Source organism: Amycolatopsis sp. TRM77291 (assembly GCF_054166285.1).
In genome coordinates, this window is sequence record NZ_JBSZHF010000001.1 from 2,641,535 (window position 1) to 2,666,603 (window position 25,069).

Genomic DNA, 25,069 nt, shown 5'->3' on the forward strand with positions numbered 1-25,069 from the left:
TCCTGCCGATTGTTGCACACTATGCTCCGCCGCATGAGCAAACCTTTGATGATCCTCATCGCCGGACCGTTCCGCTCGGGCACCGGCGACGACCCCGAACTCCTCGCCCGCAATCTCGCCCGGCTCGAAGAGGCCGCCTGGCCGATCTTCCGCAGCGGGCACGTGCCGATGATCGGCGAGTGGGTCGCGCTCCCGGTACTGCGCGGCGCCGGCGGGAAGACCGTCGCCGACCCGATCGCGAAGGAGATCATGTATCCGACGGCCGATCGCCTGCTGCACCACTGCGACGCCGTTCTGCGGCTGCCGGGTGATTCCGCCGGGGCCGATCAGGACGTCGCCATCGCGCTCTCCCGTGGGCTCGCGGTCTATCACCGCGTCGAAGACATCCCGGGCTATCAAGCCGCGTAATGCGTACTACTGTTCGCCGGGGCCGCCCGCACTCCGGCGTTCCTCGCCTCCGACGGCGCCATGGGCATCACCGGGACCTTCGTCCACGTGACCAGCATGTTCCTTAGCTGACCGGAGTTCGGCGAGGACCGCGCGGATCGCCGGGCTCGCCTCGGCGCTGCGGCGCCACGCCGCGTGCACCTCGCGCGTCGGCGGGCGCCGCAACGGCCGGACGACGAGCCCCTCGGCCAGGGGCGGGCGCGCCAGCCGCGGGATCAACGCGAGGACCTCGCCCGAGGCGACCAGCGACAACTGCGTGGAGAAGTCGTCCACCAGATGCCGGACGTCGGGCTCCTCGGGCAGCCCGGCGAACAGGCGCCGGAACCACTGGTGGCAGACCGTGCCAGGCGGACTGGTGACCCACGCGTGCCCGGCCAGGTCGGCGCCGTCGAGCGGCGGCTCCGTTCGTTCCAGCGGATGGGTCCCGGCCATGACGACGTCGCCGAGGTCGGTGTGCACCAGGCGTCGGGACAGGGCGGTGGAGAGCGGGACGGGCAGGCCGTCGGCGTCGTGCAGGAGAGCGAGGTCCGCGGTTCCGGCGTCGACGCTGTGCAACGCCTGGTCGGGGTCCTGCTCCGTGATGTGCAGCCGGAGGTCGGGATAACGCTCCAGCAACCGCGGGTGAACCGGGGCGAGGAGACCGCGGATACCCGTCGAGAACGCGGCCACTCGCAGAACGCCGCGAGGCGCGCCCTCCGCCACCGACTGGGCGGCCTCCGCACAGCGTTCGAGCGCCTGGAACACCTCCAGAGAGGAGTCGACCACGGCCTGACCTGCCGGAGTGAGCACGACTCCACGCCCAGCCGGAGCGAGTACGGGCATCCCGATCTGGCGCTCCAGCCGTTTGATCTGCTGCGACACCGCCGACGCCGTGAATCCCAGCTCGTCCGCCGCCCGAGCCAACGTCCCCAGCGCGGCCACCGACCGCAGTGCCCGCAGCGCTCCGACCTCGATCATGAAGCCAGGCTACGCAATACCGGTCAAAAACCATCGCTGGACCGCAGGTATCGGGCGCCGACAGGATCGACCGCATGACCGAGACCCTCTTCGGCTCCAACCTCGTCGCCATGGTCACCCCGATGGAACCCGGCGGCGCACTCAGCGAACCCGGCCTCACCAGCCTGGTCGACCACCTGCTGGACACCGGTTGCGACGGCATCGTCGTCGGCGGGACCACCGGCGAAGCCCCAACCCTGACCGACACCGAAACCGCCCGGCTCGTCCGCACCGTGGCGACCCACGCCGGGAACCGGGCACGCGTGATCGCCGGCGTCGGCACCTATGACACCGTCACCTGCATCCGGCGCGCGAAGGAAGCCGAGGCGGCCGGCGCCGACGCGCTCCTGCTCGTCTGCCCCTACTACTCCAGGCCGACGCAAGCCGGGATCGTGGCGCACTGCCTTGCCGTGGCCGACGCCACCGAGCTGCCCGTGATGCTCTACGACGTCCCTGCCCGCACCGGGACGGCCATGGACGCGGCGACCCTGATCGAGCTCGCCCGCCACCCCAGGATCCGCGCCGTGAAGGACGCCAAAGGCGACCTGTTCGAGGCGATGTCCGTCATGGCGCGCACACAGCTGGCCTACTACTGCGGCATCGACGAACTCAACCTGCCGTACCTCGCCTCGGGCGCCACCGGCCTGGTCAGCGTCGTGGGCAACGCCTACGCCGACCGGAACGCGGAACTCATCGCCGCCGTCCGTAGGGGAGACCTCGACACCGCGCGAACGGTCAACGCCGCGCTGCTTCCCTTGGCCGACGCGGTCATGCGCACTTCGCAGGGAGCGATCATGGCCAAGGCGGCACTGGTCGAGCTCGGTGTCATCCCGCATGCGACGGTCCGGCTCCCTCTGCTCGAATCACCGCCAGAACACTTGCGGCGGCTTCGCGTCGCCATGGCGCCTGCGCTGAGTCGGTCAGGTCTCGTGAGTGGTTAGGACGGTTCTAACCACTCACGAGATCCCCGAGACACGGCGAAGCCCCCGCGGAGGGAGGTCGCGGGGGCTTCGCCGGTTCGTGGTGGGGCTAGCTACTTGTGCCGTGCGTCAGGCGGACCGGGTGGTCCTGCGTCCCTTCAGCTCGGCGAGACGTTCGTTGAGCAGATCTTCGAGCTCCGGGATCGAACGGCGCTCCAGGAGCATGTCCCAGTGCGTCCTCGGGGGCTTGACCTTCTTCTGCTCCGGCTGCCCGCCGTCCACGATCTCGGACTCGCTGCCGTGCAGCCTGCACTCCCACACCGAAGGGATCTCGGCGTCGTCGGAGAAGGGCACCTCGAACTCGTGGTTCTTGGGGCAGGCGTAGCGCACGGTGCGCCGAGGCGCGAGGTCGTGGTTGCGGTCGGTCTCGTAGCTGACCGCTCCCAGCCGGCTTCCACGGAGAACACGGTCGGCCATGATGGGGGTCCTTTCAGTCAGCTCCGGGTGGAGCCAGGGTGATGCTCACCCTATGCAACGACGATGAGGGCCAGAGGATTCCCTGGACAGCATGTCCTTGCTCACGATGAGCTGTGTCACCCGGTGGCAACAGCTTCTCCTAGTAGGAGTGGTTTCGCGCTCTGGCGTGACGTCAATACGGCCATCTTGGTGCGGATATCCCCCAGATGGGCTAGTAGTACGCCTGTCACGTCAACCGTAACTGACCGTGTTGGGCCGAGGTGGGGCCCAGGTCGCCCAGTCGAAAGTGGCGACGGCACAATACCTGATAACGGACCGTGTTCGGTTCGCCCTCAGAACGTGATGTCGATGAAGATTCAACGAACATTTGTTCGGTATCCGCCACCACCACGGTGTCCCCGGCACGCAGCACCTCACCATCGGACACCCGCGCGTTGAACCGCCCCGTCTGCCCGCACCAGCACAGCACCTCGACCTGAACCGGTTGCAGCTCGTCCGCCAGCTCGAACAACCGCGCCGCACCGGGGAACAACATGCTCCGGAAATCCGTCGCGATCCCGAAGCAGTACACGTCGATCTGGACGTCATCGGCCAGTTCGGCCAGCTGATCCACCTGATCGGGCGACAGGAACTGCGCCTCGTCGACGATCAGGTAGTCCACATGCCGCCCGGCCGCCCACTGCTCACGCACCAGCAACCGCAGGTCGGTCTCGTTCCCCACCTCGGTCGCCTTGCGCGTCAACCCGATCCGGCTCGTGATCTGCGGCTCACCGGACCGGTCATGCCGCACCAGCACCATCCCGCGACGACCCTGCCGCGCGTGGTTGTGGTCGATCTGCAACGCCAGCGTCGACTTCCCGCAGTCCATCGGCCCGTAACAGAACTTCAGCTTCCCGACGACCGGCACACCCCGCCGTGAACCCGCCACCGGCACCGACGACAACGCGTCCGTGGGATCCGGGCCACTCTCCTTCAGTACGGTCACGACGCCCGACCCTATCGGCACGCTCCGCCCTCACAGCACCGCCGGTGGTCGGTTACCCGCCGCCTCGATCGCCCGGCGCACCGGCACCAGCCACACGAACACGAAACCGAGCACGAAGAAGATCACCAGCGCGATGATCGCGTACCGGAACGAGCCGGTGATCTGCCCGACCGCCGCGAACAGCAGCGGACCGAGCCACGACGTCCCCCGCTCGCCGACCACGTACAGCGAGAAGTACTGCGCGTCCTTCCCCTCCGGGATCATCTGCCCGAACAACGACCGCGACAACGCGTTCGTCCCGCCGAGCACCAGCCCGATCCCGACCGCCACCGCGTAGAACTGCAACGGCTGACCGGCCTCGATGAAGAACGCGAAGCACAACACGGCCACCCAGGCCACCAGACTGCCCAGAATCGTCTTCTTCGCCCCGATGCGCGCCGCGATCGCACCGTGGATCATCGCCCCGGCGTACGCCAGGAACTGGATCACCAGGATCGTGACGATGAGCACCTGGGTGCTGTACTTCAGCTCGTCCTTGCCGTACTGCGCCGACACCGCCACCACCGTCGTGATCCCGTCGGTGAAGACCAGGTAGCTCCCGAGGAACGCCAGCGTCAGGGGATAGGCCCTCGCGTCCTTGATCGTCCGCTTCAGCTCCTTGAACCCGGCCGTCAACACCGACAGGCCCCGCTCACCCGACTTCGGCACATGAGTCTGGGGGAGCGCCCGCACCGCCGGGATGGTGAACACCGCCCACCAGATCCCCGACGTCAGGAAGCAGATCCGGACGGCGAGCGACTCGCTCACCCCGAAAGCCTCGTGCCCGAGGAAGAACCCGAGCTGCAGCGCCAGCGCCAGACCACCGCCGAGATACCCGAAAGCCCACCCCCTCGACGACACCGCGTCCCGCTCGTCAGGCTCCGCGATGTCCACCAGGAACGAGTAGTAGACGACCAGCGCACCGCCGTAACCGATGTTGGCCAGGATGAACGTCCATACCCCGACCTCCCAGTTCGTCCCCGCGATGAAGAACATCAGCGCCGACGCCACCGCGCCCAGGAACGCGAACCCACCGAGGATCCGCCGCTTGTGCCTGCTCCGGTCCGCGATCGCGCCGGCGATCGGCAGCACCAGCACCTGCGTCACCGTCGCGATCGACAGCAGATACCCCCACAGCGAACCCGCGGGGAACTGGAGCCCGAACAAAGAGACATCGCAGTTCTGAAGCGTGCTCGAGGCTCCACTCGAATCGGTGCACGCCCTGTCCCCGTTAAGGGTGAAATTCGCCTTCGCGTCCGCGGACGCGATCTCGCTCAAATAGAGCGCTCCGAAGACGGTGATCACCGACGAATAGAACGGCGAATTGGCCCAGTCGTAGAGGTACCAAGCCCGCCACACCCGCTTGCGTTCACGGGTCACGGCCACCGTCATGCACTGCTCCTGAAGTCGAGAACATCGAGGTCAGCGGGAGACTACTGGTGATCACACCCACGTGTCCGGCACGAGTCCGGACCGTGTTCGTTTCGACGCGGGACGAACCCTTGCCGGACACCTTTCCGGCCATCGTCGGCGTGTCGCTGCCACGATCCGCGTGTGTTTCGTGTGAGGCTGGTGAGCGATTTGTGACTCTTGTGAAGCACGGGACTGATACTTACTGTTCCGCTCATGAGGACCCATCGCCTTCGCACAGCACACCGCGTAGTGGCGAGAACGCTCCTGCTCGCCCTCGCCGTGACGGGCCTGCAGATCGCCACCACCGGATCCGCCGCCGCGGATCCCCACGGCTCCCACTGGGCCAAGCTCCGCATGTGTGAATCGAGCGGGCGCTACAACATCAACACCGGCAACGGCTACTACGGCGCCTACCAGTTCGACCTGCCCACCTGGCGCAGCGTCGGCGGCCAAGGGCGCCCCGACCAGGCCACCCCCCGCGAGCAGGACTACCGGGCCCTCTACCTCTACCGCATGCGCGGCTGGCAACCCTGGGAATGCGCCGGCAAGCTCGGCTTCCGCAACGACAGTGACGGCCGCAGCAAACGCGTCCCGTCCTATGCCGACTCCGCCTACATCGGCGGGGGAGGACAACCCGCCCCGCCGCCTCCGCCCAAGCCGAAGCCCACCCCGCCCGCACCGCCCGGCGGACCCAAACCCGCCTGGCCCGGCGTCGTCTACGCCTACGGCGACTGCGCCGCACCACTGAAGCAGTTCCAGCTCCGGATGAACGCCTTCGGCTACGGCTTCACCGGAACAGGCTGCTACTACGACAAAACCCGCGAAGCCGTCCTCGCCCTCCAACGGGCCAACGGCATCAACGACTCAGGACGGCTCGGACCCAAGACCTGGGACGCCGCCTGGAATGGCAAAGCACCCCGCTGACCCCCGCGTTTAGTCCTCTGAATGCGCTCGCAACGCATTCAGAGGACTAAACGCGGATCAGGAAGGCCAAGCGCCGCGTTCCCGAAGCACCTCACGCAGCAGATCCGGCCGGTCCGTCACGATCCCGTGCACCCCCAGATCCAGCAACAGCCGCATCTCCGCCGGATCGTCCACCGTCCACGTGTGCACCTCGAAACCCCCACGCGTCGCCTGCCGCAGGAACGCCCGGTCCACCACCTTCAACCGCCCCTGCCGCACCGGCACCTGCGCCATCGCACCCCGCGACAACGCCCGCAACGACACCAGCGGGAAGAACCCGTTCGCCCACATCACCGCCACCGCACGCGGCCCCATCGCGGTCACCAGCTTCGGCCCCGCCAGCTTCCGGATCCGCGCCAGCCGCGCGTCGGAGAACGACGCCGCGGCCACCCGGTCGTACGCACCGGTCCGCTCGATCGCCCGCACGAACGGCGCCACCGCCTCGTTCGACTTCACATCGATGTTGAACCGCGCCTCCGGCAACTCCTCGAGCACGTCCTCCAGCCGCGACAACGGCACACGGCCACCCACCTTGACCGTCCGCAGCTGGGCCCACGTCTGCCGGGAGATCAACCCCGCGCCGTCCGTCGTCCGATCCAACGACGCGTCGTGATGAACCACCACCACACCATCCGACGTCGCGTGCACGTCCGTCTCCAGATAGCGATAACCCTCCGCCACCGCCTGCTGGAATGCGGGCAGCGAATTCTCCAGTCCTTCCAGGTCACCGAGGTGCCAGCCCCGATGGGCGAAGGCACGCGGTAGCGGGTCGGCGAGGTACGGGAACAGTGTCGGCACCCCACTAGTGTGCACTTCGGTCGTGGCCCCGGCATGATCGCCGGATGGCCAGCTAGGGTCTGACCCGTGAGGGAAGTGGCCGAACACCCGAAGACGCCCGCCGAAGAGGTGTCCGAGCTACGCCGCGCCGGCGCACCCAAACACTGCGGATGGTGCGGCCGACGGCTCGAACAGGGCGGCAACGTCGGCAGGCGCCGCCGCTACTGCGGGCAATCCTGCCGCCAGCGCGCCTACGAACGCCGCACCGCCCTCCAGCGCAGCGGCCTCCCCGAAGACGCGGTCGTCCTCTCCGACACCGAGATCGCCACCCTGCAGGACCGGCTCTTCCAACTCCGCTGCGCCGCCGAAGACGTCGTCACCGCGGCCGACGACGGCGCTTCCGTCGCCGAACTCCGTGGACTCGCGGGCGAAATCGCCCAGGCCGCCAAGGACCTCGAACAACTCCGCTGAGCTACACGATCCCGTCCAGCGCGCGGTACGTCCGGTTGCTCGCGGCCGCCGCACGCTGCTCACGTCCCGTCGCCTCGATGTAGTTCTGACTGGTCGCGAGGCTCGCGTGCCCCAGCAGGGCCATGATCTCCGACGCCGTCGCGCCGTCCTCCGCCAGCCGTGTCGCGAAGGTGTGCCGCAACGCGTGGAGGTTCGCCCCGACCGGCACACGGTCGTGCAAGCCTGCCCACCGGTAACAGGATTTGACGAGGTACTCCAGCGCGCCGCGGCCGATCGGCTCACCCGCACGATCCCGGAGGAGGGGAGTGGAGGGCCCGAACCGCTGCTGCGGAAACCGGCGGCGACAGGAGGCCAGGTACTCCTCGATGATCTTCTCCATGATCGGCTGCACCGGGATCGACCGGTCGCGGCTTCCCTTGCCATGGACGTGCAACCGCATCTCGCCCTGACGGCCGACCAGCGAACGCGCGGTCAGCGCCCGCATCTCCGCGGCACGCAGCCCGGCGACCAGTCCCAGCGCGATCACCAGGACGTCCCGCTCTGGCCACGGATCCCTCGTACGACGTGAGCCGTCGGCGGCGGCCGCGAGCAACTGCTCCGGGGTTTCCTCACCCCGCAACGGTTTCGGCGTCAGCGGAGGCGCCTTCGGCCGGGCGACCGCGCCCATCGGATTGCCCGCGAGCAGCCCGTCGGACACGCAGAAGGTGAGGAACTGATTCCAGGTCGACCAGGCACGGAGCACCGAACTCTTGGCGTGAGTGTCCGCGAAGGCACCGAAGGCGTTGCGGAGCGCCTGGGCGGTGAGCATCTCGACAGTGAGTTCGTCAGGGGAGCGGCCCAGCTCGCGGAGCAGGAGAGCGGTGATGCCGGCGAGGTCGCGGCGGTAGGCGTCGGTGGTGTGAGGCGAATCCTTACGGGGACGACGTGCGGCGAAAAAGGCTTGCTGTGCCTCGGAAACCCTCATGAACATCTTGTACCGCATGGCACCGACAGTCTTACACTCGGTTATATTCAGTTTCATGCATAATAGTGATTATGCATGAAACGGAGTGATGGGTCCGGAAACCCCTTGCGGGGGATCCTGGTTCACTCGCCGCTCCGGGCGCCATAACCGGTTCGCTCTTGACGCCCTGAATGACTCGTTGCATGACGCCCCTGGCGACCGCCTCGAACCCGAGCCATCACCAGCGAGGCCGGCTGGCTCGAAGTGATCTATCCGCGCCGGACGCCTCCGTTGATCGTCTGCGGCCTCCGAGGTCCCTATCGATTCGTCACAGTGACGTATTAAGGCTGGGTGATCGGACATCCGTTTCGCGTCCCCGGGGGCGCCTTGGGTCGTCACGGGAGACCTGCTTGGGGGCCCCGGAAGCCGAAGGAAGCCATGTCCGCATCTGACGCGACGAAGGACGCCTTCACTGCATGACATGCGACGAAGGACGCTTTCAGTCCACCTCGGGACCCCTCTCGACCATCGTTATCCAGGTCGGCCAAAGTGCCGATAATGTACATTATGTCAAGTAAGGTGCTGCGGCGCCTCCTCGCCTGCGGCGATAGGTCGTGTTCCGACCTCCTCAAGCTCTCGCCTGATTCATGAACCGGATTTACGCCCGGCGCCCCACGGGTGCTCGGTCGGATCCGCCCCACCGCCCGATTGAGATGCGCAGACCCGCAAACGGTCATGCCGGCTTGGGCACGGCAGATGGAATCCCTCGTCTCCCGCCGTTGCCACCGAAGCTCCGTAAGCCTAGACTTACGGTTCGTGGGCACTTACCGAATATCCGACGCCACGTGGAGCGCGTTCGGGGATCCGAGTCGGCGCGCGATCATCGAGCGTTTGGCCGAGCGGCCGCAGTCCGTCCGAGAACTCGCCGACCAGCTGCCGATCAGCCGGCCGGCGGTCTCCCAGCACCTCAAGGCCCTCAAAGTCGCGGGGTTGGTCACCGATCACCCTTTCGGAACGAAGCGCATCTACCAGCTCAACGCGACTGCCGTGGGCGCGTTGCGCGATCAGCTCGACACCTACTGGAGCCGCGCGCTGTCCGCTTACAAGGACGCCGTCGAACAGCCCGAAGGAGATAAGCGATGACCCAGGCAACGAACCCGGCGGTGCACAAGGAGATCGTCGTGAACGCCCCGCCCGAACGGGCGTTCATCGTTTTCACCGAGCGTTTCGGCGACTTCAAGCCTCCCGAGCACAATCTCCTTCAGGTCGAGATCGTCGAGACCGTGTTCGAACCCCGCGTGGGTGGCCACATCTTCGACCGCGGGGTGGACGGCAGCGAGTGCCGGTGGGCTCGAATACTCACCTACGATCCCCCACATCGCGTCGTCTTCAGCTGGGACATCAGCCCTCAATGGCAGATTGAAAGCGACCACGAGCACACGAGCGAGGTCGAGGTCCGCTTCATCGCCGAAGCCGCGCAGCGCACGCGGGTGGAACTCGAACACCGCAAGCTGGATCGCCACGGACCGGGCTGGAACGCCGTCAGCGACGGCGTGGGAGGCGACGCCGGCTGGCCGCTGTACCTGGCCCGCTATGCCCAACTGCTGACCGGGGGCCGCTGATGACGGCCCCGACCGTAGACACGATGCCACCCCCTCGGAATCCCTTGCAACGCAAGAGCGATGTGCTCGAGTTGCTGTGTTCGGAAACCACCGCTTGGTTGGCCACGGGTGATACCGGCGGCCCGCATCTGGTCCCGCTCCTGTTTCACCACAACGGCGAAGTGCTCACCTTCGCGACCTTCGCGAACAGCCGAACGGTGTCCAATGTGGCCGCGACCGCGCGAGCACGAGCAGCCGTCGGCCGGCACTACGACGTGGTCATGATCGACGGCTCGATCGAAATCATCGAGCCCGACGCGATCGACCCCGCCATCGCCGACCCGTTCGCTTCACTGCTGCGCGGTGGTCCTGACCCTCGGCATACCCCCGGATTCGTCTACCTCCAGCTCACTCCGACTCGGTTGCAAGCATGGCGCTCGTTCGCCGAGCTCCGCGGCAGGACCCTGATGCAGTCCGGTCAGTGGCTGGTCTGACCGCGGATGCGCGGCCTGGTGTGGTTCGATGCCGTGGTGGTTCCTACCGAAGCCGAACTCGCCGACGCGTTGACCGCGGCTGCTCGTGCGGCCATCACGGACCTGTTCCGCGACAACCCCGGTCACACGTTCTATTACGTCACGCTCACCACGCCTGGTGAGGCGTTCGGCCCGGCTCTGTCGGCGTGGTCGCAGGAGGCTCTGGCTCAGCGAGCGGACGCTGACGACGTCCGCTACTCCTACGCCGATTCCCCGTTTTCGATCGTGGGCGAGGAACACCTGAAGCCCGTCCGCGAGATGTTCGCCTCCCGGCCGGAGGTGTTCGACCTCGCCGACGACGACGCGTCCGAGGCGGAGTTCGATCTTCGGTTGCGCGCGATGGAGACCGCGTTGCGCAGGCTGGCCGACGAAGGGCTGTTCGGTGTCGGTGAGGCTCGCGCGAACGTGCTGGTTCTGGTCGAGGTCGTTCCTGACGACGATGACAACGTGGTCCGGGCTCGTTGGCTGAACCCGCCGGGACCGGCGCTGGATGCTTGGCTGGCCTACTGGGGCTGATTCCTGTCGCGAATACCCGACAGAGGATGTCGTGTATTCGGTGGAATGCTCGCGATCCACCTATACGAAGGGAAAGCGAATTCAGATGGGGTCTCGACTCAACCCGTACATCAGGTACGACGGGAACGCACGGGAGGCGATGGAGTTCTACCAGCAGGTGCTCGGCGGGAAGCTGGAGATCGGCACCATCGCGGATTTCGGTTCACCGGGCGCCCCTGGCGCCGACAAGGTCATGCATGCCGAGCTCGTCACTGCGCACGGATACACGCTGATGGCGTGTGACGTCGATGGCCAGATCGAGGACGTGCCGCACTCCCCTGGCAACAACGTCGCGGTCTACCTCGGTGGTGACGGCGAGCTTCGTGGCCATTTCGAGAAGTTGTCCGTCGGCGGCACCGTGACCATGCCTCTGGAGAAGCAGGTGTGGGGCGATGAGGCCGGCGCGCTCGTGGACAGGTTCGGGATCACCTGGATGGTCAACATCAACGCTGCTCCTCGTCGGGAGGGACCAGACGCCGGGTGATCCGGTCGAACAGTTCCACCAGTGGCTCGCTCACGTCGCGGCCGAACTCTGTAAGACCGTAGGTGACCTGTGGTGGCGTCGTGGGTTCGACCTGTCGCCAGATCAGGCCGTCCTGGACGAGGGCGCGCAGGGACTGGGCGAGCATCTTCTCGCTGATCCCCTGGATGCTCTCGCGTAGTTCGTAGAAGCGGAGATCGTTGCGCTGCAACGAGATCAGCACCCAGATCCCCCATCGGCTGGTGACGTGGCCGACCACGCCACTGGCGGCGCAGTCGGTGTGAAACACCTCATACCGCGGCTCCGTGTCGGCCGGTTTGAACTGCGCGCCTCCTGCCATGGGAGGAGCTTACCTCCGGGTATGTACTTACGAAAAGTAAGCCGCACTCCTTAGCGTCGCCACGTCGAGATCGAACGAAGGAGCTGTTCATGATCGTGGTGACCGGAGCGACCGGGAACATCGGCCGGCCGTTGACCCAGGCGTTGGCCGAGGCAGGCGAACAGGTGACTGCGGTGTCGCGGCATGTCGCGGCGGCACCGCCGGGTGGGCGGCATGTGGTGGCCGATCTGGCCGAGCCTGCCGGGCTCGACCAGGCGCTGACCGGCGCGAAGGCGTTGTTCCTGCTGCTTTCCGGCGATCTGCATGCTGTCGGGGCGAACCCGGCCGACATCATCGGCCGGGCGGCGGCCGCCGGGGTGAGCCGGGTCGTGCTGCTCTCTTCCCTGGGTGTGGCGACGCGACCGTTCGGTACGACGCGGATCGCGATGCGCGCGCTGGAGGACGTCGTGCGGGAGTCCGGTTTGGAGTGGGCCGTCCTGCGGCCGGGTGGTTTCGCCTCGAATGCCTTGTGGTGGGCGGAGTCGGTCCGTTCGCGGCAGGTCGTCGCGGCGCCGTTCGGTGACACCGGGGTGCCGATCGTCGATCCGGCGGATATCGCGGAGGTCGCGGCCGCTTGTCTTCTGGACGAGCGGTATCTCGGTGAGTTCTACGAGCTGACCGGTCCGGAGGTGATCACGCCGCGCCAGCAGGCCGAGGTTCTCGCCGCCGTGCTGGGTTCGCCGGTGCGGTTCCAGGAGCTCACCCGTGCCGAGGCGAAGGCGGGTATGGCGCTGAGCATGCCGGCGGAGCTCGCGGACGACACGTTGGACATCCTCAGTTCTCCGACGCCGGCGGAACTGCGCGTGAGCCCGGATGTGCACCGGGTTCTCGGCCGTGCGCCGCGGTCGTTCGCCGATTGGGCAGCGAGGAATGTCGCCGCGTTCCGCTGAGGGGTTCGCGCTAGGGTCATCCTCCGGAAACGAACCTGGGGGTTGCCGAAATGCGTGTCGATCCGTCCAACGAGCGGATGTTGCAGGCGTGGGACGGTGACGACGGCGCTCTGTGGGCGAAGCGCGCGCAGCGTTTCAACGACGGTGTCGCCGCTTATCGCGACACGTTCTTCGACGCGGCCGGCATCCGGCCGGCGGACGACGTCCTCGACGTCGGTTGCGGTGCGGGTCAGACGACGCGGGACGCGGCGCGGTTCGCCAGCGGCGGTTCCGTGCTCGGTGTCGACCTCTCCGGGGAGATGCTCGCTCTCGCTCGTCGCCTCGCCGACGAGGAACGCGTTCCCAATGTCTCTTTCGAGCAGGTGGATGCGCAGATCCATCCGTTCGGCGAGGCGCGGTTCGATGTGGTGATCAGCAGGCACGGTTCGATGTTCTTCGGTACTCCCCTGGCGGCGTTCGCCAACCTGGCCAGGGCGACCCGGCCTGGTGGCCGTCTGGTGCTGCTGACGTGGCGACCGTTGCGGCTCAACGAGTGGATCTCCACGTTCCGGACGATCTTCGCGGCCGGTCGTGCGGTGCCGTCGTCGGATCTCGCGCTGAGCGACCCGGCCGAGACCGAAGGGTTGCTGGTCTCGGCCGGGTACTCCGAGGTCCGGTGCACCGCGGTGGACAAGCCGATGTACTTCGGCCGGGACGTGGACGATGCGGCCGACTTCATCGTCGAGCAGCATGGCGGCCGGTTGAACGACCTGGACGAGGCCACGCGTGCCGCGGCCGTGGCCGCCTTGCGGGCTGACCTTGCCGAGCACCAGACCGATCGAGGCGTTTTCTACGGCTCGGCGGCCTGGCTTGTCGAGGCCCGGCGTCCTTGAGCTACTGCTTGCGGGCGATCAGGTAGGCCTGTTGCGTGCTTTCGAAGTCCTCCGACGGTTCGCGGACGAGGGTGGAGAGCACGCTGAACTTCGCCTCCCCCAGCTGCTCGGTGATCTTCTCGGGCGACAGGCGGTAGGCGTCGCAGGAGATGTCGTGCCCGTACGCGTGCTCGATGTGGCGTACTTCGTCGCCGACCTGGAAGGCCACGAGCAGGTGGCCGCCGGGGGCGAGGACGCGGTGGAAGTCGGTGAAGATCTCCGGCAGCCGCTCGCGTGGCGTGTGGATGATCGAGTACCACGCGACGACGCCGGCCAAGGCGCCGTCCTCAATGGACAATCCGGGCATCTCCCCGACCTGGAAGTCCAGGTGCGGGTACCACTTGCGGGCGACGGCGACCATTTCCGGCGAGAGGTCGACGCCGTGGATGTCGAGCCCCAGCCGGTGGAGGTGTTCGGTGATGCGGCCGGGGCCGCAGCCGATTTCGGCGACGCGGCCGCCGCCGGCGGCCTGGACGAGTTCGGTGTAGGCACCGAGCACGGCGCGGTCCCAGGTGGATCCGGCGAGGTGGTCGCGGAGGAGTTCGGCGTAGTCGGCCGCGACCGTGTCGTAGGCGGTGCGGGTGGTTTGGAGGTAGTCGGTCACGGCGGCGACCCTATCCCCTGGCACCGACGACAATCGTCGCGTACAGGTCGTCGTCGGTGATCACTTCGGGGGTCAATCCGTTGTGTGCCATGGCTTCCGCGGTCCAGGCGGCTTGACTTTCGCCGGTTTCGATCAGCAGGTGCCCGCCCGGTGCGAGCCACTGTGCGGCCTCGGCGGCGACGCGGCGGTGGACGTCGACACCGTCCTGTCCGCCGTCGAGGGCGACGCGGGGTTCGTGGTCGCGTGCTTCGGGCGGCATCATCGCGATGGCGTCGCTCGGGACGTACGGCGCGTTGACGACCAGGATGTCGACGCGGCCTCGTAGCGTCGCGGGAAGCGGTGTGTAGAGGTCGCCCTCGAAGACCTCTCCCCTGGCCTCGGCGACGTTGATGCGGGCGCAGCGGACGGCGGCGGGCTCGATGTCGGCCGCGTAGAGCCGGATGTCGCCGAGTTCGGCGGCGATGGCCGCGCCGAGCGCGCCGGTGCCGCAGCAGAGGTCGAGGACGACCGCTCCTGGGCCGGCGAGGGTGGTGGCGTGGCGGACGAGGAGTTCGGAGCGTTGCCGTGGCACGAAGACGCCGGGTTCGACGGTGATGCGCAGTCCGTGGAATTCCGCCCAGCCGAGGATGACTTCGAGTGGTTCGCCGTCGACACGGCGCTGGATCATGGTGTCGAGTTCGCCGGGTGTGCGGGCTTCGGCGGTGATCAGGCGGGCCTCGTCTTCGGCGAAGACGCATCCGGCGGCCCGGAGCCGGTCGATGACGGTCACTCGTCTCGCAGTCTGGTGAGGATTCCGTCGAGTGCGTGGCGGACGGTGTCGGGGACGCCGTTGGTGCGCAGGTCGGTGAGGAATTGTTCGTTCAGCCCACCGGGGGTCATGTGCTTGCCGGTGAGGGTTTCGAGGGAGCCGCTCTGCTGGACGAGGGCGTGTCCGAGCTGGCCGAAGATGTGCCGGGTGAAGGCGGTCGCTGTGGTGTCCTCGATGCCCTGGTCGGTCATCCAGGCGGCGATGGTGCCGAGGTAGTCGAGGTGGGCGGCGAAGGTGGCCGTGGCGCCGCTGAAGACGTCGAGGTCCTTCTCCGCGGCGGGGACGACGCTGCCGCCGATGCTGTCGAAGAGGGCTCGGGCTTCGGGGTTGTCGGGGTACATCGCGGTGAGGCTTTGGCGGCGGGCGGCCGGGGGCAGCGGGATGCTCCGGACGACTTCGCGGGCGGGGGCGGCCCAGTCGCGCAGCCGGTCGAGGGGGACGCCGGCGAGGGCGCTGATCAGGACGTGGTCGGGCCGGAAGGTGAGGTCTCGGAGGACTTCTTCGGCGATCGGCGGGCGGACGGCGAGGATGATCGTCGTGGCGCTGTCGAGGACGGCTTGGTTGCTGTCGCGGACTTCGACGTTGGCGAAGCGTGCCGAGAGTTCTTGGCCGACGCTGCGGCTGCGGGGTGAGAGGAAGATCGAGGGCGGGTTGGTGATGTCCTTGCTGAGGCCTTCGACGATGGCGGCGGTGATCTCTCCCGCGCCGACGAATCCGTAGTCCATGGTCAGGCTCCCGTGTGGCCGTCGACGCGTTCGCGGATGAGGTCGGCGTGGCCGTTGTGGCGGGCGTATTCGCCGATCATGTGGAGGTACAGCATGCGCAGCGAGAACGGGTTCCCGCCGAGGTCGAAGGTGTCGTCGAGGGATCCTTCGGCGGCGGCTTCGTCGGCGAGGCGGATCTCTTCGAGGAGGATGTCGTACGCCTCTTCGGCTTTGGCGGCGTCGAGGACTTCGAAGTCGTGGTCCTTGCCGAGGGCGGGGTCGTAGAGGGGTTCGATGTCCTGTGCGGCGTAGCGCAGGCGGAACCAGAAGCGTTCGACCTTGGCGAGGTGCCGGATGAGGCCGAGGAGGGTCATGTTCGACGGCGGGACCGACGCCGTGGCGAGTTGTTCTCCGGTGAGGCCGGCGAGTTTGTGGAGGAACGTGCCGCGGTGCCAGGCCAGCAGGGAGGGCAGGAGGGTCCGCTCGTCGGCGGCGGTGTCGCCGGACGGCCGGGTGACCTCGGGGGCGGTCCATGTCATAGCGGCGATCATGCCATCGGGTGACGTGGGGTTCGTGGTGTGCCCGCGGGGGTGAGCGGGGTCACGTGGAGGGCGCTGAATCCTTTCGCGAGGGTCGTGGCTCTTGTAGGGGCCGGGACAAGCCCGGCGCAGGAGGAGGTTGTCGTGGAGGCCGAGTGGCCGAGGGAGTCGTTGATCGTGGCGGCGCAGGGCGGGGACGCGTCCGCCATCGCCGCTTTGGTCTCAGGTTCCCATCCGCATGTCCAGCGGTTCGCGCGGTCGCTGTGTGCTTCGCCGGAGGACGCGGAGGATTCGGCGCAGGAGGCGCTGATCATCCTGTACCGGAAGATCGGCACGTTGCGGGCCACGGGTGCGCTCGCGTCGTGGATGTTCCGGATCGTGCGGAATGAATGCCTTCGGCGGGCCCGCCGGGTGGTGCGTGGCGGGGCTCCGGCGGAGTCCGTCGCGATGGTCTCGGCCGAGGAAGACGCGCTGGACCGGCTGGAGGCGCAGCGGGTGGCGGCGGCGATCGCCGAGTTGCCCGCGGACCAGCGTCGCGTCTTGATCATGCGTGACATCCAGGGCCATTCGGGCCGGGTGGTCGCGGACGCGCTCGGTTTGAGCACGGCCGCGATGAAGTCCCGGTTGCACCGTGCGCGGGCGACGGTCCGTGCGCTTCTCGACAACCCCGCTTCCTGACCTTCCGTTGAGGAGTTTTCATGCTCGAAATCGGTTCCACGGTCCCTGACGTCGCGCTGGAGGACACGACAGGGCAGGTCGTGCGGCTTTCGGAGTTCCGCGGTGCGGCAAGCGTGCTGATCTATTTCATGCGCTCGACCACGTGTCCTGTGTGCACCGGCCATGTGAAGGACCTTGCGGCGCGGTCCGGGGAGCTGGCGGCCGCCGGTGTGCGGGTGCTGGTGGCGGTTCCCGAGGGCCGGGCGGAGGCCAAGGCGTGGCGGGCGAAGCGCGGGTTGTCGCTTCAGGTGGTCTCTGGCCGGGACGGCACGCCGCATGAGGCGTTCGGGCTGGCGAAGAAGATGCTGCAGCAGTCGGGCAGTGTGCTGATCGACCGGGACGGGATGGTCCGGCATGCCCATGCGGCGACCATGCCGACGAGTGCCTACGACAAGAAGGGCATCGCCAAGGCGGTGGAGGAGCTCGCCAGGGTGCGTTGACTGAAGGTGTGAATCAGTGCTTCACTTCTTGGGTGCCGTATCGCCGTACACCAAAGGTCCAGGAGCGTCTGGACGCGCAGCGCGACGCCGTCCTCGCCGCCGCCATGGAGCAGTTGGCCGAACGCGGGTACGCGGGCTGCTCGGTGTCGGCGGTCGCCGAGCGGGCCGGGGTGGCGGTCGGGAGCGTGTACCGCCACTACCCCACCAAGGCCGACCTGGTCGTGGAGTTGTTCCGCAAGGTCGTCACGCGTGAGGTCGAGGCGGTGCGCGAGGTGTCGGAGCGGCCCGGCACGCCTGCCGAGCGGGTCGTGGCGGTCTTCGACACCTTCGCGAGCCGGGCACTGAAGACACCGCGGATGGCGTACGCGCTGCTGGCCGAGCCCGTCGACGCGCCCATCGAGGCCGAGCGGCTCGTGTTCCGGCGTGCCTTCCGTGACGTCGTGGCCCAGCACGTGGCCGACGGCGTCCGCTCCGGGGTGCTGCCGGCCCAGGACGCGGACGTCACGGCGGCGGCGCTCGTCGGGGCGGCCGCCGAGGTGCTGATCGGCCCGTTGACCACCGGCAGCGCGGACGAGGTGTCCGGGCTGCGCACTTTCGTCCTGCGTTCCTTGGGAGGTTCCGATGCCGAGCACTCATGAGGTCACCAATCAGGTCCCGCCGCTGGCGGAGTACGACGCCGCCGCCGATCCGGCCTTGCTGGAGGGGCTGGAACGGGCGGGCGCGGGCTGGGCGGTGGCCGAGGTGCACGCCCTCGGCAGGCTGGCCGGGAGCGAACAGGCCCAGGAGTGGGGCAGGCTGGTCAACGAGAACGAGCCGGTGCTGCGGACGCACGACCGGGTCGGGAACCGGATCGACGAGGTCGAGTTCCATCCGTACTGGCACGAGCTGATGGACGTCGCGGTGTCCTATGGGCTGCACGCGGCGCCGTGGCGGGATTCCCGGCCGGGCGCGCACGCGGCGCGGGCGGCGAAGATGTACGTCTGGGGCCAGGTCGACGCGGGACACACGTGCCCGATTTCGATGACGTACGCGGCGGTTCCGGCGTTGCGGTTCAATCCGGAGCTGTCCGCGCGGTACGAGCCGTTGCTGGCGGCGACGGAGTACGACTTCGGGTTGCGTGAGCCGAGTTCGAAGCGCGGGCTCATCGCCGGGATGTCGATGACGGAGAAGCAGGGCGGTTCCGACGTCCGGTCGAACACGACCACGGCACGTCCGCTCGGGGACGGCAGCTATGTGATCGTCGGGCACAAGTGGTTCACCTCGGCGCCGATGTCGGACATGTTCCTGACGCTGGCCCAAGCACCGGGCGGACTGTCGTGTTTCCTGCTCCCCCGGGTCCTGCCGGACGGCACGCGCAACGGGATCCGGTTGCAGCGACTGAAGGACAAGCTGGGCAACCGGTCCAACGCGTCGTCGGAGATCGAGTACGACGACGCGATCGGCTGGCTGATCGGCGAGGAAGGCCGCGGGGTGCGCACCATCATCGAGATGGTGAACAACACCCGGCTGGACTGCGCGGTCGGGAGCGCGTCGGGCATGCGGTACGGCGCCGTGCGGGCGGTCCACCACGCGCGGCATCGTCGGGCGTTCGGGGCGAAGCTGGTGGATCAGCCGCTGATGGGCAACGTGCTGGCGGACCTCGTCGTGGAATCCGAGGCGGCGACGACGGTCGGGATGCGGCTCGCGTCGGCGACCGACCGGCCGGAGGACGAGCAGGAACAGGCGTTCCGGCGCCTGGGGCTGGCGGTGACGAAGTACTGGGTGTGCAAACGCGGCCCGTCGCACGCGGTGGAGGCGCTGGAATGCCTCGGCGGGAACGGGTACGTCGAGGAGTCGGGGATGCCGCGGCTCTACCGCGAGGCTCCGCTGATGTCGATCTGGGAGGGTTCGGGCAACGTCGCGGCGCTCGACGCGTTGCGGGCGATGGCGAAGCAGCCGGAGTCGGTGGCGGCGTATTTCACGGAGGTCGAGCAGGCGGCCGGCGCCGACGCGCGGCTGGACGACGCGGTGGGCAGGCTGCGCAAGGAACTGTCGGATCTGTCGGACATCGAGTACCGGGCGCGGCGGCTGGTCGAGTCGATGGCGCTCGTGCTCCAGGGTTCGTTGCTGGTGCGGCACGGGACGCCGGCGGTGGCCGACGCGTTCTGCGCGTCGCGGCTCGGCGGCGACTGGGGTGTCGCGTTCGGGACGCTTCCGTCCGGAGTGGACACGCGGGCGATCATCGCCCGCGCGGAGGTCTGAGCGACGCGGAGTGCCGGCCTTCCACGACGACGCCTCAGGGCTGGTGACCGCGCCCCGATCATGAGTTCAGATGTCCGTGAAGGCCTCCTTCCCTACCTTCAGGGTAGGCAAGGAGGCCTTCACGGACATCTGAAGTTCGGGGCGCGGTGGAGGCCTGTGAGTCCTTGCCGAAGTCGGCGGTTTCACCGTCGCTTTCGTGCTTTTCGGACTCTCGGTGCCCGCCTGACCACGTGCTGCGGCGAACAGCCGCAGGATTGCGGAATTCGGGTGCATGCAAGGGCTCGCGCTTCGGCTACGTTCGTCGGTCATGGTCGATCGCCGAAGATGCCTGGCCCTGGTCCCCTTGGCGCTGTTCGCCGCCGGCTGCGCGGCGGCCGAGCCGACGCCGATCTTCGCCGCGGCGAGTTCGACGCCTGCCGCGGAGAGTGTGCCGATGATGGACGCGGCGGCCCCGTCCGGCGCGCCGTTCGTGGCGGCGGACGGACGGGACCTGAGGGCCTGCGCGGACGGCGAGTGCGAGGTGCTGGTGCGCACCGGCGACCAGGTTCCCAACGACGGCGGCGCCGGCCCGCTCGCGGTCACGGTCCAGGCCGGGAAGGTGGGCCTCGCCCCGGCCTCCGGCGGGATGGGCGGGGCGATGTCCGGCCCGGCGGGAGCGATCCACCAGATCAACCGGCAGGTGATCGTCGTCGTCGCGGTACAGGGCAGCGAAGGGATCATCCGGCTCAACCGGAAGTAGCGGGTTCCTGTACCTACTAGTATGTACGGCATGCATGCGATGCAGTACGAGATCACCCTCCCCGCCGACTACGACATGGGCGTCATCCGCGAGCGCGTCGCCACGCGCGGGCATCTGCTCGACGACTTCGGCGGCCTGGGGCTGAAGGTCTACGGGATCCGCGAGCGCGGCGTCGACGGCTCGACGCTGAACCAGTACTCGCCCTTCTACCTGTGGCACGACGACGCCGGGATGAACGCCTTCCTGTTCGGCGGCCCCTTCAGCGGCATCGTCGAATCCTTCGGGCGTCCCGCCGTGCAGCACTGGACCGTGCTCGGGTTCGAGGAGGGACCCGCGTTCGGCTCAGCCCCGGTCGCGGCGGGAAAGCACGTCTTGCGGATCCCCGACGAGACCGACCCGGTCGCCTTCCTCGGCGAGGCTCTCGACGGATTGCGCGAGCACCTGCGGCGGGACGGCGCGCATTCGGGCGCGCTGGCCGTCGATCCGCGGACGTGGCAGGTCGTCCGCTACAGCCTGTGGACCGGGGAGGCGCCGGAGTCGGACGAGATCCGGTACCAGATCCTCCACCTGTCCTCGCCGCACCTGGATCAGCTGCGGCGAGGAAGGCAGTGGGATCAGCCGAGCAACGCGGCGAACAACGCACCGGGATCGGCTTCGGGCGGACCGGCGGGCCACTGATCCCGGTACGGGTACCAGAGCCCGTCCTTGCCCAGCCGCACCTGCACGCCGGTTCCGTGGACGGTGCAGTGGTTCCGTTCGACGTGCAGTCCCTCGCCCGGGTCGTCCACGACCTCGGCGAAGGCGGCTCGTGCCCGGCCCATCGCCTGCGGCGGCGGGGTCCAGGTGGTCTCCAGGACGTCGAGACCGGTGCGGCCACCGTGCCGCCACGCGAGCACCGCGCGGTCGAAGTCCTCACCGCTCTCGGCCGGGCGCAGCCTGTCGGCGGCCTCCGGTCGGGTGGCGGCCAGACGGACGGCGTCCTGCTTACGGGTGAGCTTCGGCTGCGACGCGAGCAGCGCACCGGCCGTCTGGCTCGCGTTGGCGATCAGCAGGGCGAAGGTCTCGGCCGGGATATCGGGCGCGCCCGGCACGGCCGGGCCTCCGGTGGGCGCGAACCCGTCGAGATCCGGCAACGGACCCGGCTCGTCGGCGTACGCGCGCTCGGCGTCGATGCCGTCGTCCCCCGTCCGCACGAATCGCGGGGCGTTGCGCCGCTGCAATTCGTCGAGCAGTTCCCGCTCCCCCTTGCCGCGCATCAGCAGCAACACGAAGGGATCCGCGTCGAGCAGCCACGAGGCCTGGAACGACAGCGCCGCGGCATGGCGGCACGGCAGCTCCCAGCCGGGGCAGTCGCAGTCCGGATCGAGGTCACCGATCCCGGGCAGTAGATGCACCCCGGCGTCGTCGGCGGCCTCGACGAGGTCGTGCGGCATGTCCCGGTCCAGCAACGCGGCGAGATGCCCGGCACGCGAGGCGACCCGGTCGAGGAACCGGTCCCATTCGTCGGCGGTCAGCTCCGCGAGACGGACCTCCGTGCGGTACTGGCCCTCCTGGTCGTCGACCACGGCAGCGATCCGCCCCGGGCTGACCGTGATCGGACCGACCCGGCCCGCCGCGGCGTACTTGCGGCCCTGTTTGAGCTGACGCAGATCCAGCGCGGTGTCCTCCATCGCGCTGATCCACGCGCGGCCCCACCACGAGCGGGCGAACTGGCCACGCCCACCTTGGGCGCCGAAGGCGGGGAAACCGCGGACGCGGTCGTCTGACGTGCTCATCGGCGGCTCCTCAGCTCGACCAGATCGGCCAGCTCGGCGTCGGTCAGTTCGGTCAGCGCGGCCTCGCCGCCGGCGAGCACCGCGTCGGCGAGCGCGCGTTTCTCCCGCAGCATCGCCGCGATCCGGTCCTCGACCGTGCCCTCGGCGATGAGCCGGTGCACCTGCACCGGCCTGGTCTGCCCGATCCGGTACGCGCGGTCGGTCGCCTGGTCTTCCACCGCGGGGTTCCACCAGCGGTCGTAGTGCACGACGTGATCGGCACGGGTCAGGTTGAGCCCGGTCCCCGCCGCCTTGAGCGACAACAGGAACACCGGCACCTCACCGGCCTGGAACCGGCGCACGAGCTCCTCGCGTTTGGGTACCGGGGTGCCGCCGTGCAACAGCTGCGTGCCGATGCCGCGCTGCGCGAGATGGCGTTCCAGCAGCCGCGCCATGGCGACGTACTGGGTGAACACCAGCACCGCTCCGTCCTCGGCGAGGATGGTGCCCAGGAGTTCGTCGAGCAGTTCGAGTTTGCCCGAACGGCCGTCCAGTACCGCTTCCGACGGCTCCTTGAGGTACTGCGCGGGATGGTTGCAGATCTGTTTGAGCCCGGTGAGCAGCTTGACGATCCGGCCGCGGCGCGCGATGCCCTCGCTGCCGGCGATCTCGGCCATCAGCTCGCGCACCGTCGCCTCGTACAGGGCCGCCTGCTCAGCGGTGAGGGTCACCGGCCGGTCGGTCTCGGTCTTGGGCGGTAGCTCCGGCGCGATCCCCGGATCGGATTTGCGGCGCCGCAACAGGAACGGGCGGACCAGCCGGGACAGGCTCTCCGCGGCCTCCGGATCTTTACCGGACTCGACCGGTTTCGCCCACACCCGGCGGAAGTCGGCCATGGTCCCGAGCAGTCCCGGTGTCGTCCAGTCCAGGATCGCCCACAGCTCGGCGAGGTTGTTCTCCACCGGGGTGCCCGTCAGCGCCACCCGCGCCGACGACGTCAGCGTCCGCAACGCCTTCGCCGTGCCGGAGCGGTGGTTCTTGACGTGCTGCGCCTCGTCGGCGACCAGCAGTCCCCAGTTCACCGCGCCCAGCGGTTCCGGGTCGGCGCGCAGGGTGCCGTACGTCGTGAGCACGAAGCCGCCGCCGAGTTCGTGGAGCGAGCGTTCGGTGCCGTGGAACCGGCGCACCGGGACGCCGGGGGCGAACTTGGTGATCTCGCGTTCCCAGTTCCCCAGCAGCGAGGCCGGGCAGACGACCAGCGTGGGCCCGTCCGCACGATGTAGATGCAGCGAGATCAGCGTGATCGTCTTGCCGAGACCCATGTCGTCGGCGAGGCAGCCGCCGAGCCCGATCGAGGTCATGGCGGTGAGCCACTGCAGGCCCCGCATCTGATAGTCGCGCAAGGTCGCGGCCAGCCCGGGCGGCGGTGCCTGCGGTTCCGGTGGGGCGAGAAGCCGTTCCCGCAGCGCGGCGAGCCAGCCGTCGGTGAGGACGTCGACGCGTTCACCGTCGACCTCGGCCGTCCCGCTCAAGGCGGCGCCGAGGGCGTCGATCGGCGTGAGCGGCTTCAGCGCGCGATCCCGCGCCTTCGCCGCCAGCGCCGGGTCGACGAGCACCCACTGATCACGCAACCGAACGACAGGGCGGTGCGCCTCGGCCAGCGCGTCCATCTCGGCCGCGGTGAGCGGTGCGCCACCGAGCGCCAGCTGCCAGTCGAACTGCAGCAGCGTGCCGCCGGCGAAGAACGACGGGAGGTCGGCGGGCGGCGCGTCACCGCCGCCGACGACGGCCTTCGCGCTCAGGTCACGGACGAGGTCGGCGGGCCAGTGCACGTCGATGCCCGCCGTGGCCAGCAGGGGCGCGGCGGTGGTGAGCAGTTCGGTGATGTCGGCGTCACCGAGCCCGACCTCGTCGGGCACCGCGGCGCTGAGGAGGGGTTCCAGCGGTGGCCACAGGTGCGCCGCGCGGCGCAGAGCCAGCATGACGTCGATCCGCGCTCGCGGGCCGAACCGGTCGTCGCCCGCCCAGAGCGCGGCGGCGTCGATCAGGACGCCGGGGTCGGCGAGACTGTGCACCTGGACGACCCCGCTGAACCGACCGCTCGTGAAGTCGTCGCCCGGTGCCTCGATCCGCACCGAGACCCGGACCCCGGAGTCCAGCCCTGCAGCGACCTCGGCCGCCCAGTCCCGTAACTGCGGGACACGATGCGCGGGCGCGGCGGCGAAGGCCTTGACGCCCGCCGCCTGCGCGGCCGCGGGCGTGCGGGGAAGGGTGTCGGCCACCGCATCGAGGAACGCGCGCAGCAACGGATACCGCGCGGGGAGCAGGTTTCCCTCGTCCGGGATCGCCCTCGCCCTGGCAGGCATCGCCTCGGACAACTCGCGCAGCCAAGCGGCGTCGGCGGGTTCCAGCGGGCCCGCGCGCCAAGCGTCCACATCGGACTCCGTGAGACCAGGCAACAGCCTGCCCGCCTCAGCGAGCTTCAACGCGGCCGTGGCCGCGGTGCTCCAGAACCGCGCGGAGGGATCGTCGCTCTCACGAAGCCGTAGCAGCGCGGGAAGCGCTTCGACCATCGGGAGCCGTACGCACGGCACCGTGACGATCTCGGGCAGGGCGACTGTCACCTCCCCGGCGCCCGGCGTGTTCCCGTCCGCGTTCCAGAAGACGAATCCGCTGGTCCGAGGGGGATTCTTCGGTTCGAAAACGACACTGCCGAAACCGTCGTGAGACGCCACTCAACCC

Annotated in this window: 30 protein-coding genes; 17 read left to right on the top strand and 13 right to left on the bottom strand. The window is 68.7% G+C overall.

Translation table 11 applies throughout. The features are described from left to right. Nucleotides 1–33 precede the first annotated feature (33 nt). Complete coding sequence (locus ACXIZN_RS12395; RefSeq protein ID WP_241783993.1) at nt 34–408, top strand: DUF4406 domain-containing protein; 375 nt, start codon at nt 34–36, stop codon at nt 406–408. A gap of 6 nt (nt 409–414) precedes the next feature. On the opposite strand, the gene ACXIZN_RS12400 is transcribed toward ACXIZN_RS12395, so the two are convergent. Next, the gene (locus ACXIZN_RS12400) at nt 415–1,404 is read right to left on the bottom strand and encodes a LysR family transcriptional regulator (RefSeq protein ID WP_457954449.1); all 990 of its coding nucleotides are present in this window, start codon (nt 1,402–1,404) and stop codon (nt 415–417) included. A 74-nt stretch (nt 1,405–1,478) separates the two neighbouring features. Between ACXIZN_RS12400 and dapA the strand changes: the two genes are divergently transcribed. Then, nucleotides 1,479–2,384 carry a 4-hydroxy-tetrahydrodipicolinate synthase gene (gene dapA, locus ACXIZN_RS12405; RefSeq protein WP_457954450.1) on the top strand — a complete coding sequence of 302 codons (906 nt, stop codon included), beginning with the start codon at nt 1,479–1,481 and terminating at the stop codon, nt 2,382–2,384. A gap of 108 nt (nt 2,385–2,492) precedes the next feature. Here the strand turns inward: dapA and ACXIZN_RS12410 are convergent, their stop codons facing one another. The 3 genes from ACXIZN_RS12410 to ACXIZN_RS12420 all read right to left on the bottom strand — a co-directional run bounded on the left by ACXIZN_RS12410 (nt 2,493) and on the right by ACXIZN_RS12420 (nt 5,256). After that, the gene (locus tag ACXIZN_RS12410; RefSeq protein WP_005151365.1) at nt 2,493–2,840 is read right to left on the bottom strand and encodes an RNA polymerase-binding protein RbpA; all 348 of its coding nucleotides are present in this window, start codon (nt 2,838–2,840) and stop codon (nt 2,493–2,495) included. A gap of 226 nt (nt 2,841–3,066) precedes the next feature. Continuing rightward, entirely contained in the window at nt 3,067–3,825 is a 759-nt protein-coding gene (locus tag ACXIZN_RS12415; protein ID WP_457954451.1) for a thymidine kinase, read from the bottom strand. A gap of 30 nt (nt 3,826–3,855) precedes the next feature. After that, nucleotides 3,856–5,256 carry an MFS transporter gene (locus tag ACXIZN_RS12420; protein ID WP_457954453.1) on the bottom strand — a complete coding sequence of 467 codons (1,401 nt, stop codon included), beginning with the start codon at nt 5,254–5,256 and terminating at the stop codon, nt 3,856–3,858. 270 nt (nt 5,257–5,526) lie between these two features. Here ACXIZN_RS12420 and ACXIZN_RS12425 point away from each other — a divergent pair, with 270 nt between their 5' ends. Next, nucleotides 5,527–6,201, top strand: coding sequence for a transglycosylase family protein (locus tag ACXIZN_RS12425; protein WP_457954455.1), 675 nt, complete (start codon nt 5,527–5,529; stop codon nt 6,199–6,201). A 57-nt stretch (nt 6,202–6,258) separates the two neighbouring features. Here ACXIZN_RS12425 and ACXIZN_RS12430 read toward each other — a convergent pair whose 3' ends face one another. After that, nucleotides 6,259–7,038, bottom strand: a complete 780-nt coding sequence (locus ACXIZN_RS12430) for a glycerophosphodiester phosphodiesterase (protein ID WP_457954457.1) — start codon at nt 7,036–7,038, stop codon at nt 6,259–6,261. Between the two features lie 66 nt (nt 7,039–7,104). On the opposite strand from ACXIZN_RS12430, the gene ACXIZN_RS12435 reads away from it, so the two are divergent. Further along, nucleotides 7,105–7,488: a hypothetical protein gene (locus tag ACXIZN_RS12435; protein WP_457954458.1), complete on the top strand. Its 384-nt coding sequence runs from the start codon at nt 7,105–7,107 to the stop codon at nt 7,486–7,488. Between the two features lies 1 nt (nt 7,489). On the opposite strand, the gene ACXIZN_RS12440 is transcribed toward ACXIZN_RS12435, so the two are convergent. Further along, nucleotides 7,490–8,470 carry a tyrosine-type recombinase/integrase gene (locus ACXIZN_RS12440; protein ID WP_034320667.1) on the bottom strand — a complete coding sequence of 327 codons (981 nt, stop codon included), beginning with the start codon at nt 8,468–8,470 and terminating at the stop codon, nt 7,490–7,492. 777 nt (nt 8,471–9,247) lie between these two features. On the opposite strand from ACXIZN_RS12440, the gene ACXIZN_RS12445 reads away from it, so the two are divergent. The 5 genes from ACXIZN_RS12445 to ACXIZN_RS12465 all read left to right on the top strand — a co-directional run bounded on the left by ACXIZN_RS12445 (nt 9,248) and on the right by ACXIZN_RS12465 (nt 11,604). Next, nucleotides 9,248–9,574, top strand: coding sequence for an ArsR/SmtB family transcription factor (locus ACXIZN_RS12445; protein WP_457954459.1), 327 nt, complete (start codon nt 9,248–9,250; stop codon nt 9,572–9,574). Further along, on the top strand, nt 9,571–10,053 hold the full coding sequence (locus ACXIZN_RS12450; RefSeq protein WP_457954460.1) for an SRPBCC family protein: 483 nt from the start codon (nt 9,571–9,573) through the stop codon (nt 10,051–10,053). Before ACXIZN_RS12445 ends, ACXIZN_RS12450 begins: the two co-directional genes overlap by 4 nt. 23 nt (nt 10,054–10,076) lie before the next feature. Continuing rightward, nucleotides 10,077–10,526, top strand: a complete 450-nt coding sequence (locus ACXIZN_RS12455; RefSeq protein ID WP_457954462.1) for a pyridoxamine 5'-phosphate oxidase family protein — start codon at nt 10,077–10,079, stop codon at nt 10,524–10,526. A 36-nt stretch (nt 10,527–10,562) separates the two neighbouring features. Then, nucleotides 10,563–11,081 (top strand): DUF4303 domain-containing protein, encoded by a 519-nt coding sequence (locus tag ACXIZN_RS12460; RefSeq protein ID WP_457954463.1) that lies wholly within the window; start codon nt 10,563–10,565, stop codon nt 11,079–11,081. 85 nt (nt 11,082–11,166) lie between these two features. Continuing rightward, nucleotides 11,167–11,604 carry a VOC family protein gene (locus tag ACXIZN_RS12465; protein WP_457954465.1) on the top strand — a complete coding sequence of 146 codons (438 nt, stop codon included), beginning with the start codon at nt 11,167–11,169 and terminating at the stop codon, nt 11,602–11,604. Here the strand turns inward: ACXIZN_RS12465 and ACXIZN_RS12470 are convergent. After that, complete coding sequence (locus ACXIZN_RS12470; RefSeq protein WP_457954466.1) at nt 11,564–11,941, bottom strand: winged helix-turn-helix transcriptional regulator; 378 nt, start codon at nt 11,939–11,941, stop codon at nt 11,564–11,566. The genes ACXIZN_RS12465 and ACXIZN_RS12470 overlap by 41 nt on opposite strands. An 89-nt stretch (nt 11,942–12,030) precedes the next feature. Here ACXIZN_RS12470 and ACXIZN_RS12475 point away from each other — a divergent pair, with 89 nt between their 5' ends. Then, the gene (locus ACXIZN_RS12475) at nt 12,031–12,870 is read left to right on the top strand and encodes an SDR family oxidoreductase (protein ID WP_457954467.1); all 840 of its coding nucleotides are present in this window, start codon (nt 12,031–12,033) and stop codon (nt 12,868–12,870) included. 50 nt (nt 12,871–12,920) lie between these two features. Next, nucleotides 12,921–13,742 (top strand): class I SAM-dependent methyltransferase, encoded by an 822-nt coding sequence (locus tag ACXIZN_RS12480; RefSeq protein ID WP_457954468.1) that lies wholly within the window; start codon nt 12,921–12,923, stop codon nt 13,740–13,742. Nucleotide 13,743: 1 nt separating this feature from the next. Here the strand turns inward: ACXIZN_RS12480 and ACXIZN_RS12485 are convergent, their stop codons facing one another. Genes ACXIZN_RS12485 through ACXIZN_RS12500 form a run of 4 tightly spaced genes read right to left on the bottom strand, consistent with a single transcriptional unit; the run spans nt 13,744 to nt 16,436 of the window. Next, entirely contained in the window at nt 13,744–14,385 is a 642-nt protein-coding gene (locus tag ACXIZN_RS12485; protein WP_457954470.1) for a class I SAM-dependent DNA methyltransferase, read from the bottom strand. Between the two features lie 10 nt (nt 14,386–14,395). Continuing rightward, entirely contained in the window at nt 14,396–15,154 is a 759-nt protein-coding gene (locus tag ACXIZN_RS12490) for a putative protein N(5)-glutamine methyltransferase (RefSeq protein ID WP_457954471.1), read from the bottom strand. Beyond that, entirely contained in the window at nt 15,151–15,918 is a 768-nt protein-coding gene (locus ACXIZN_RS12495; protein ID WP_457954473.1) for an NAD(P)-binding domain-containing protein, read from the bottom strand. The genes ACXIZN_RS12490 and ACXIZN_RS12495 overlap by 4 nt, the downstream gene beginning before the upstream one ends. A gap of 2 nt (nt 15,919–15,920) precedes the next feature. Further along, nucleotides 15,921–16,436, bottom strand: a complete 516-nt coding sequence (locus ACXIZN_RS12500; RefSeq protein WP_457954474.1) for a DinB family protein — start codon at nt 16,434–16,436, stop codon at nt 15,921–15,923. Between the two features lie 144 nt (nt 16,437–16,580). Between ACXIZN_RS12500 and ACXIZN_RS12505 the strand changes: the two genes are divergently transcribed. The 6 genes from ACXIZN_RS12505 (at nt 16,581) to ACXIZN_RS12530 (ending at nt 21,251) form a co-directional block, all read left to right on the top strand. Further along, the gene (locus tag ACXIZN_RS12505) at nt 16,581–17,114 is read left to right on the top strand and encodes an RNA polymerase sigma factor (protein WP_457954476.1); all 534 of its coding nucleotides are present in this window, start codon (nt 16,581–16,583) and stop codon (nt 17,112–17,114) included. Nucleotides 17,115–17,134: 20 nt separating this feature from the next. Continuing rightward, complete coding sequence (locus ACXIZN_RS12510) at nt 17,135–17,593, top strand: peroxiredoxin family protein (RefSeq protein ID WP_457954478.1); 459 nt, start codon at nt 17,135–17,137, stop codon at nt 17,591–17,593. 32 nt (nt 17,594–17,625) lie between these two features. Then, nucleotides 17,626–18,231 carry a TetR/AcrR family transcriptional regulator gene (locus tag ACXIZN_RS12515; RefSeq protein WP_457954480.1) on the top strand — a complete coding sequence of 202 codons (606 nt, stop codon included), beginning with the start codon at nt 17,626–17,628 and terminating at the stop codon, nt 18,229–18,231. After that, entirely contained in the window at nt 18,215–19,834 is a 1,620-nt protein-coding gene (locus ACXIZN_RS12520) for an acyl-CoA dehydrogenase family protein (RefSeq protein ID WP_457954482.1), read from the top strand. The genes ACXIZN_RS12515 and ACXIZN_RS12520 overlap by 17 nt, the downstream gene beginning before the upstream one ends. Nucleotides 19,835–20,141: 307 nt before the next feature. Then, nucleotides 20,142–20,573: a hypothetical protein gene (locus ACXIZN_RS12525; RefSeq protein WP_457954484.1), complete on the top strand. Its 432-nt coding sequence runs from the start codon at nt 20,142–20,144 to the stop codon at nt 20,571–20,573. 30 nt (nt 20,574–20,603) lie between these two features. Further along, nucleotides 20,604–21,251, top strand: coding sequence for a DUF4865 family protein (locus tag ACXIZN_RS12530; protein WP_457954486.1), 648 nt, complete (start codon nt 20,604–20,606; stop codon nt 21,249–21,251). Here the strand turns inward: ACXIZN_RS12530 and ACXIZN_RS12535 are convergent. Together ACXIZN_RS12535 and ACXIZN_RS12540 are read right to left on the bottom strand one after the other, a co-directional pair. Continuing rightward, nucleotides 21,188–22,348: an SWIM zinc finger family protein gene (locus tag ACXIZN_RS12535; RefSeq protein ID WP_457954488.1), complete on the bottom strand. Its 1,161-nt coding sequence runs from the start codon at nt 22,346–22,348 to the stop codon at nt 21,188–21,190. The genes ACXIZN_RS12530 and ACXIZN_RS12535 overlap by 64 nt on opposite strands. After that, nucleotides 22,345–25,062 (bottom strand): DEAD/DEAH box helicase, encoded by a 2,718-nt coding sequence (locus ACXIZN_RS12540; RefSeq protein WP_457954490.1) that lies wholly within the window; start codon nt 25,060–25,062, stop codon nt 22,345–22,347. Before ACXIZN_RS12540 ends, ACXIZN_RS12535 begins: the two co-directional genes overlap by 4 nt. Nucleotides 25,063–25,069: the final 7 nt, after the last annotated feature.

Bases quoted from the DNA above. Each gene is read 5' to 3' on its own strand.
- ACXIZN_RS12465 (WP_457954465.1), top strand. From the start codon at position 11,167: ATGGGGTCTCGACTCAACCCGTACATCAGGTACGACGGGAACGCACGG.
- ACXIZN_RS12455 (WP_457954462.1), top strand. From the start codon at position 10,077: ATGCCACCCCCTCGGAATCCCTTGCAACGCAAGAGCGATGTGCTCGAG.
- ACXIZN_RS12440 (WP_034320667.1), bottom strand. From the start codon at position 8,470: ATGCGGTACAAGATGTTCATGAGGGTTTCCGAGGCACAGCAAGCCTTT.
- ACXIZN_RS12470 (WP_457954466.1), bottom strand. From the start codon at position 11,941: ATGGCAGGAGGCGCGCAGTTCAAACCGGCCGACACGGAGCCGCGGTAT.
- ACXIZN_RS12475 (WP_457954467.1), top strand. From the start codon at position 12,031: ATGATCGTGGTGACCGGAGCGACCGGGAACATCGGCCGGCCGTTGACC.
- ACXIZN_RS12400 (WP_457954449.1), bottom strand. From the start codon at position 1,404: ATGATCGAGGTCGGAGCGCTGCGGGCACTGCGGTCGGTGGCCGCGCTG.
- ACXIZN_RS12420 (WP_457954453.1), bottom strand. From the start codon at position 5,256: ATGACGGTGGCCGTGACCCGTGAACGCAAGCGGGTGTGGCGGGCTTGG.
- ACXIZN_RS12410 (WP_005151365.1), bottom strand. From the start codon at position 2,840: ATGGCCGACCGTGTTCTCCGTGGAAGCCGGCTGGGAGCGGTCAGCTAC.
- ACXIZN_RS12480 (WP_457954468.1), top strand. From the start codon at position 12,921: ATGCGTGTCGATCCGTCCAACGAGCGGATGTTGCAGGCGTGGGACGGT.
- ACXIZN_RS12495 (WP_457954473.1), bottom strand. From the start codon at position 15,918: ATGGACTACGGATTCGTCGGCGCGGGAGAGATCACCGCCGCCATCGTC.
- ACXIZN_RS12530 (WP_457954486.1), top strand. From the start codon at position 20,604: ATGCATGCGATGCAGTACGAGATCACCCTCCCCGCCGACTACGACATG.
- ACXIZN_RS12520 (WP_457954482.1), top strand. From the start codon at position 18,215: ATGCCGAGCACTCATGAGGTCACCAATCAGGTCCCGCCGCTGGCGGAG.
- ACXIZN_RS12500 (WP_457954474.1), bottom strand. From the start codon at position 16,436: ATGACATGGACCGCCCCCGAGGTCACCCGGCCGTCCGGCGACACCGCC.
- dapA (WP_457954450.1), top strand. From the start codon at position 1,479: ATGACCGAGACCCTCTTCGGCTCCAACCTCGTCGCCATGGTCACCCCG.
- ACXIZN_RS12395 (WP_241783993.1), top strand. From the start codon at position 34: ATGAGCAAACCTTTGATGATCCTCATCGCCGGACCGTTCCGCTCGGGC.
- ACXIZN_RS12450 (WP_457954460.1), top strand. From the start codon at position 9,571: ATGACCCAGGCAACGAACCCGGCGGTGCACAAGGAGATCGTCGTGAAC.
- ACXIZN_RS12525 (WP_457954484.1), top strand. From the start codon at position 20,142: ATGGTCGATCGCCGAAGATGCCTGGCCCTGGTCCCCTTGGCGCTGTTC.
- ACXIZN_RS12535 (WP_457954488.1), bottom strand. From the start codon at position 22,348: ATGAGCACGTCAGACGACCGCGTCCGCGGTTTCCCCGCCTTCGGCGCC.
- ACXIZN_RS12510 (WP_457954478.1), top strand. From the start codon at position 17,135: ATGCTCGAAATCGGTTCCACGGTCCCTGACGTCGCGCTGGAGGACACG.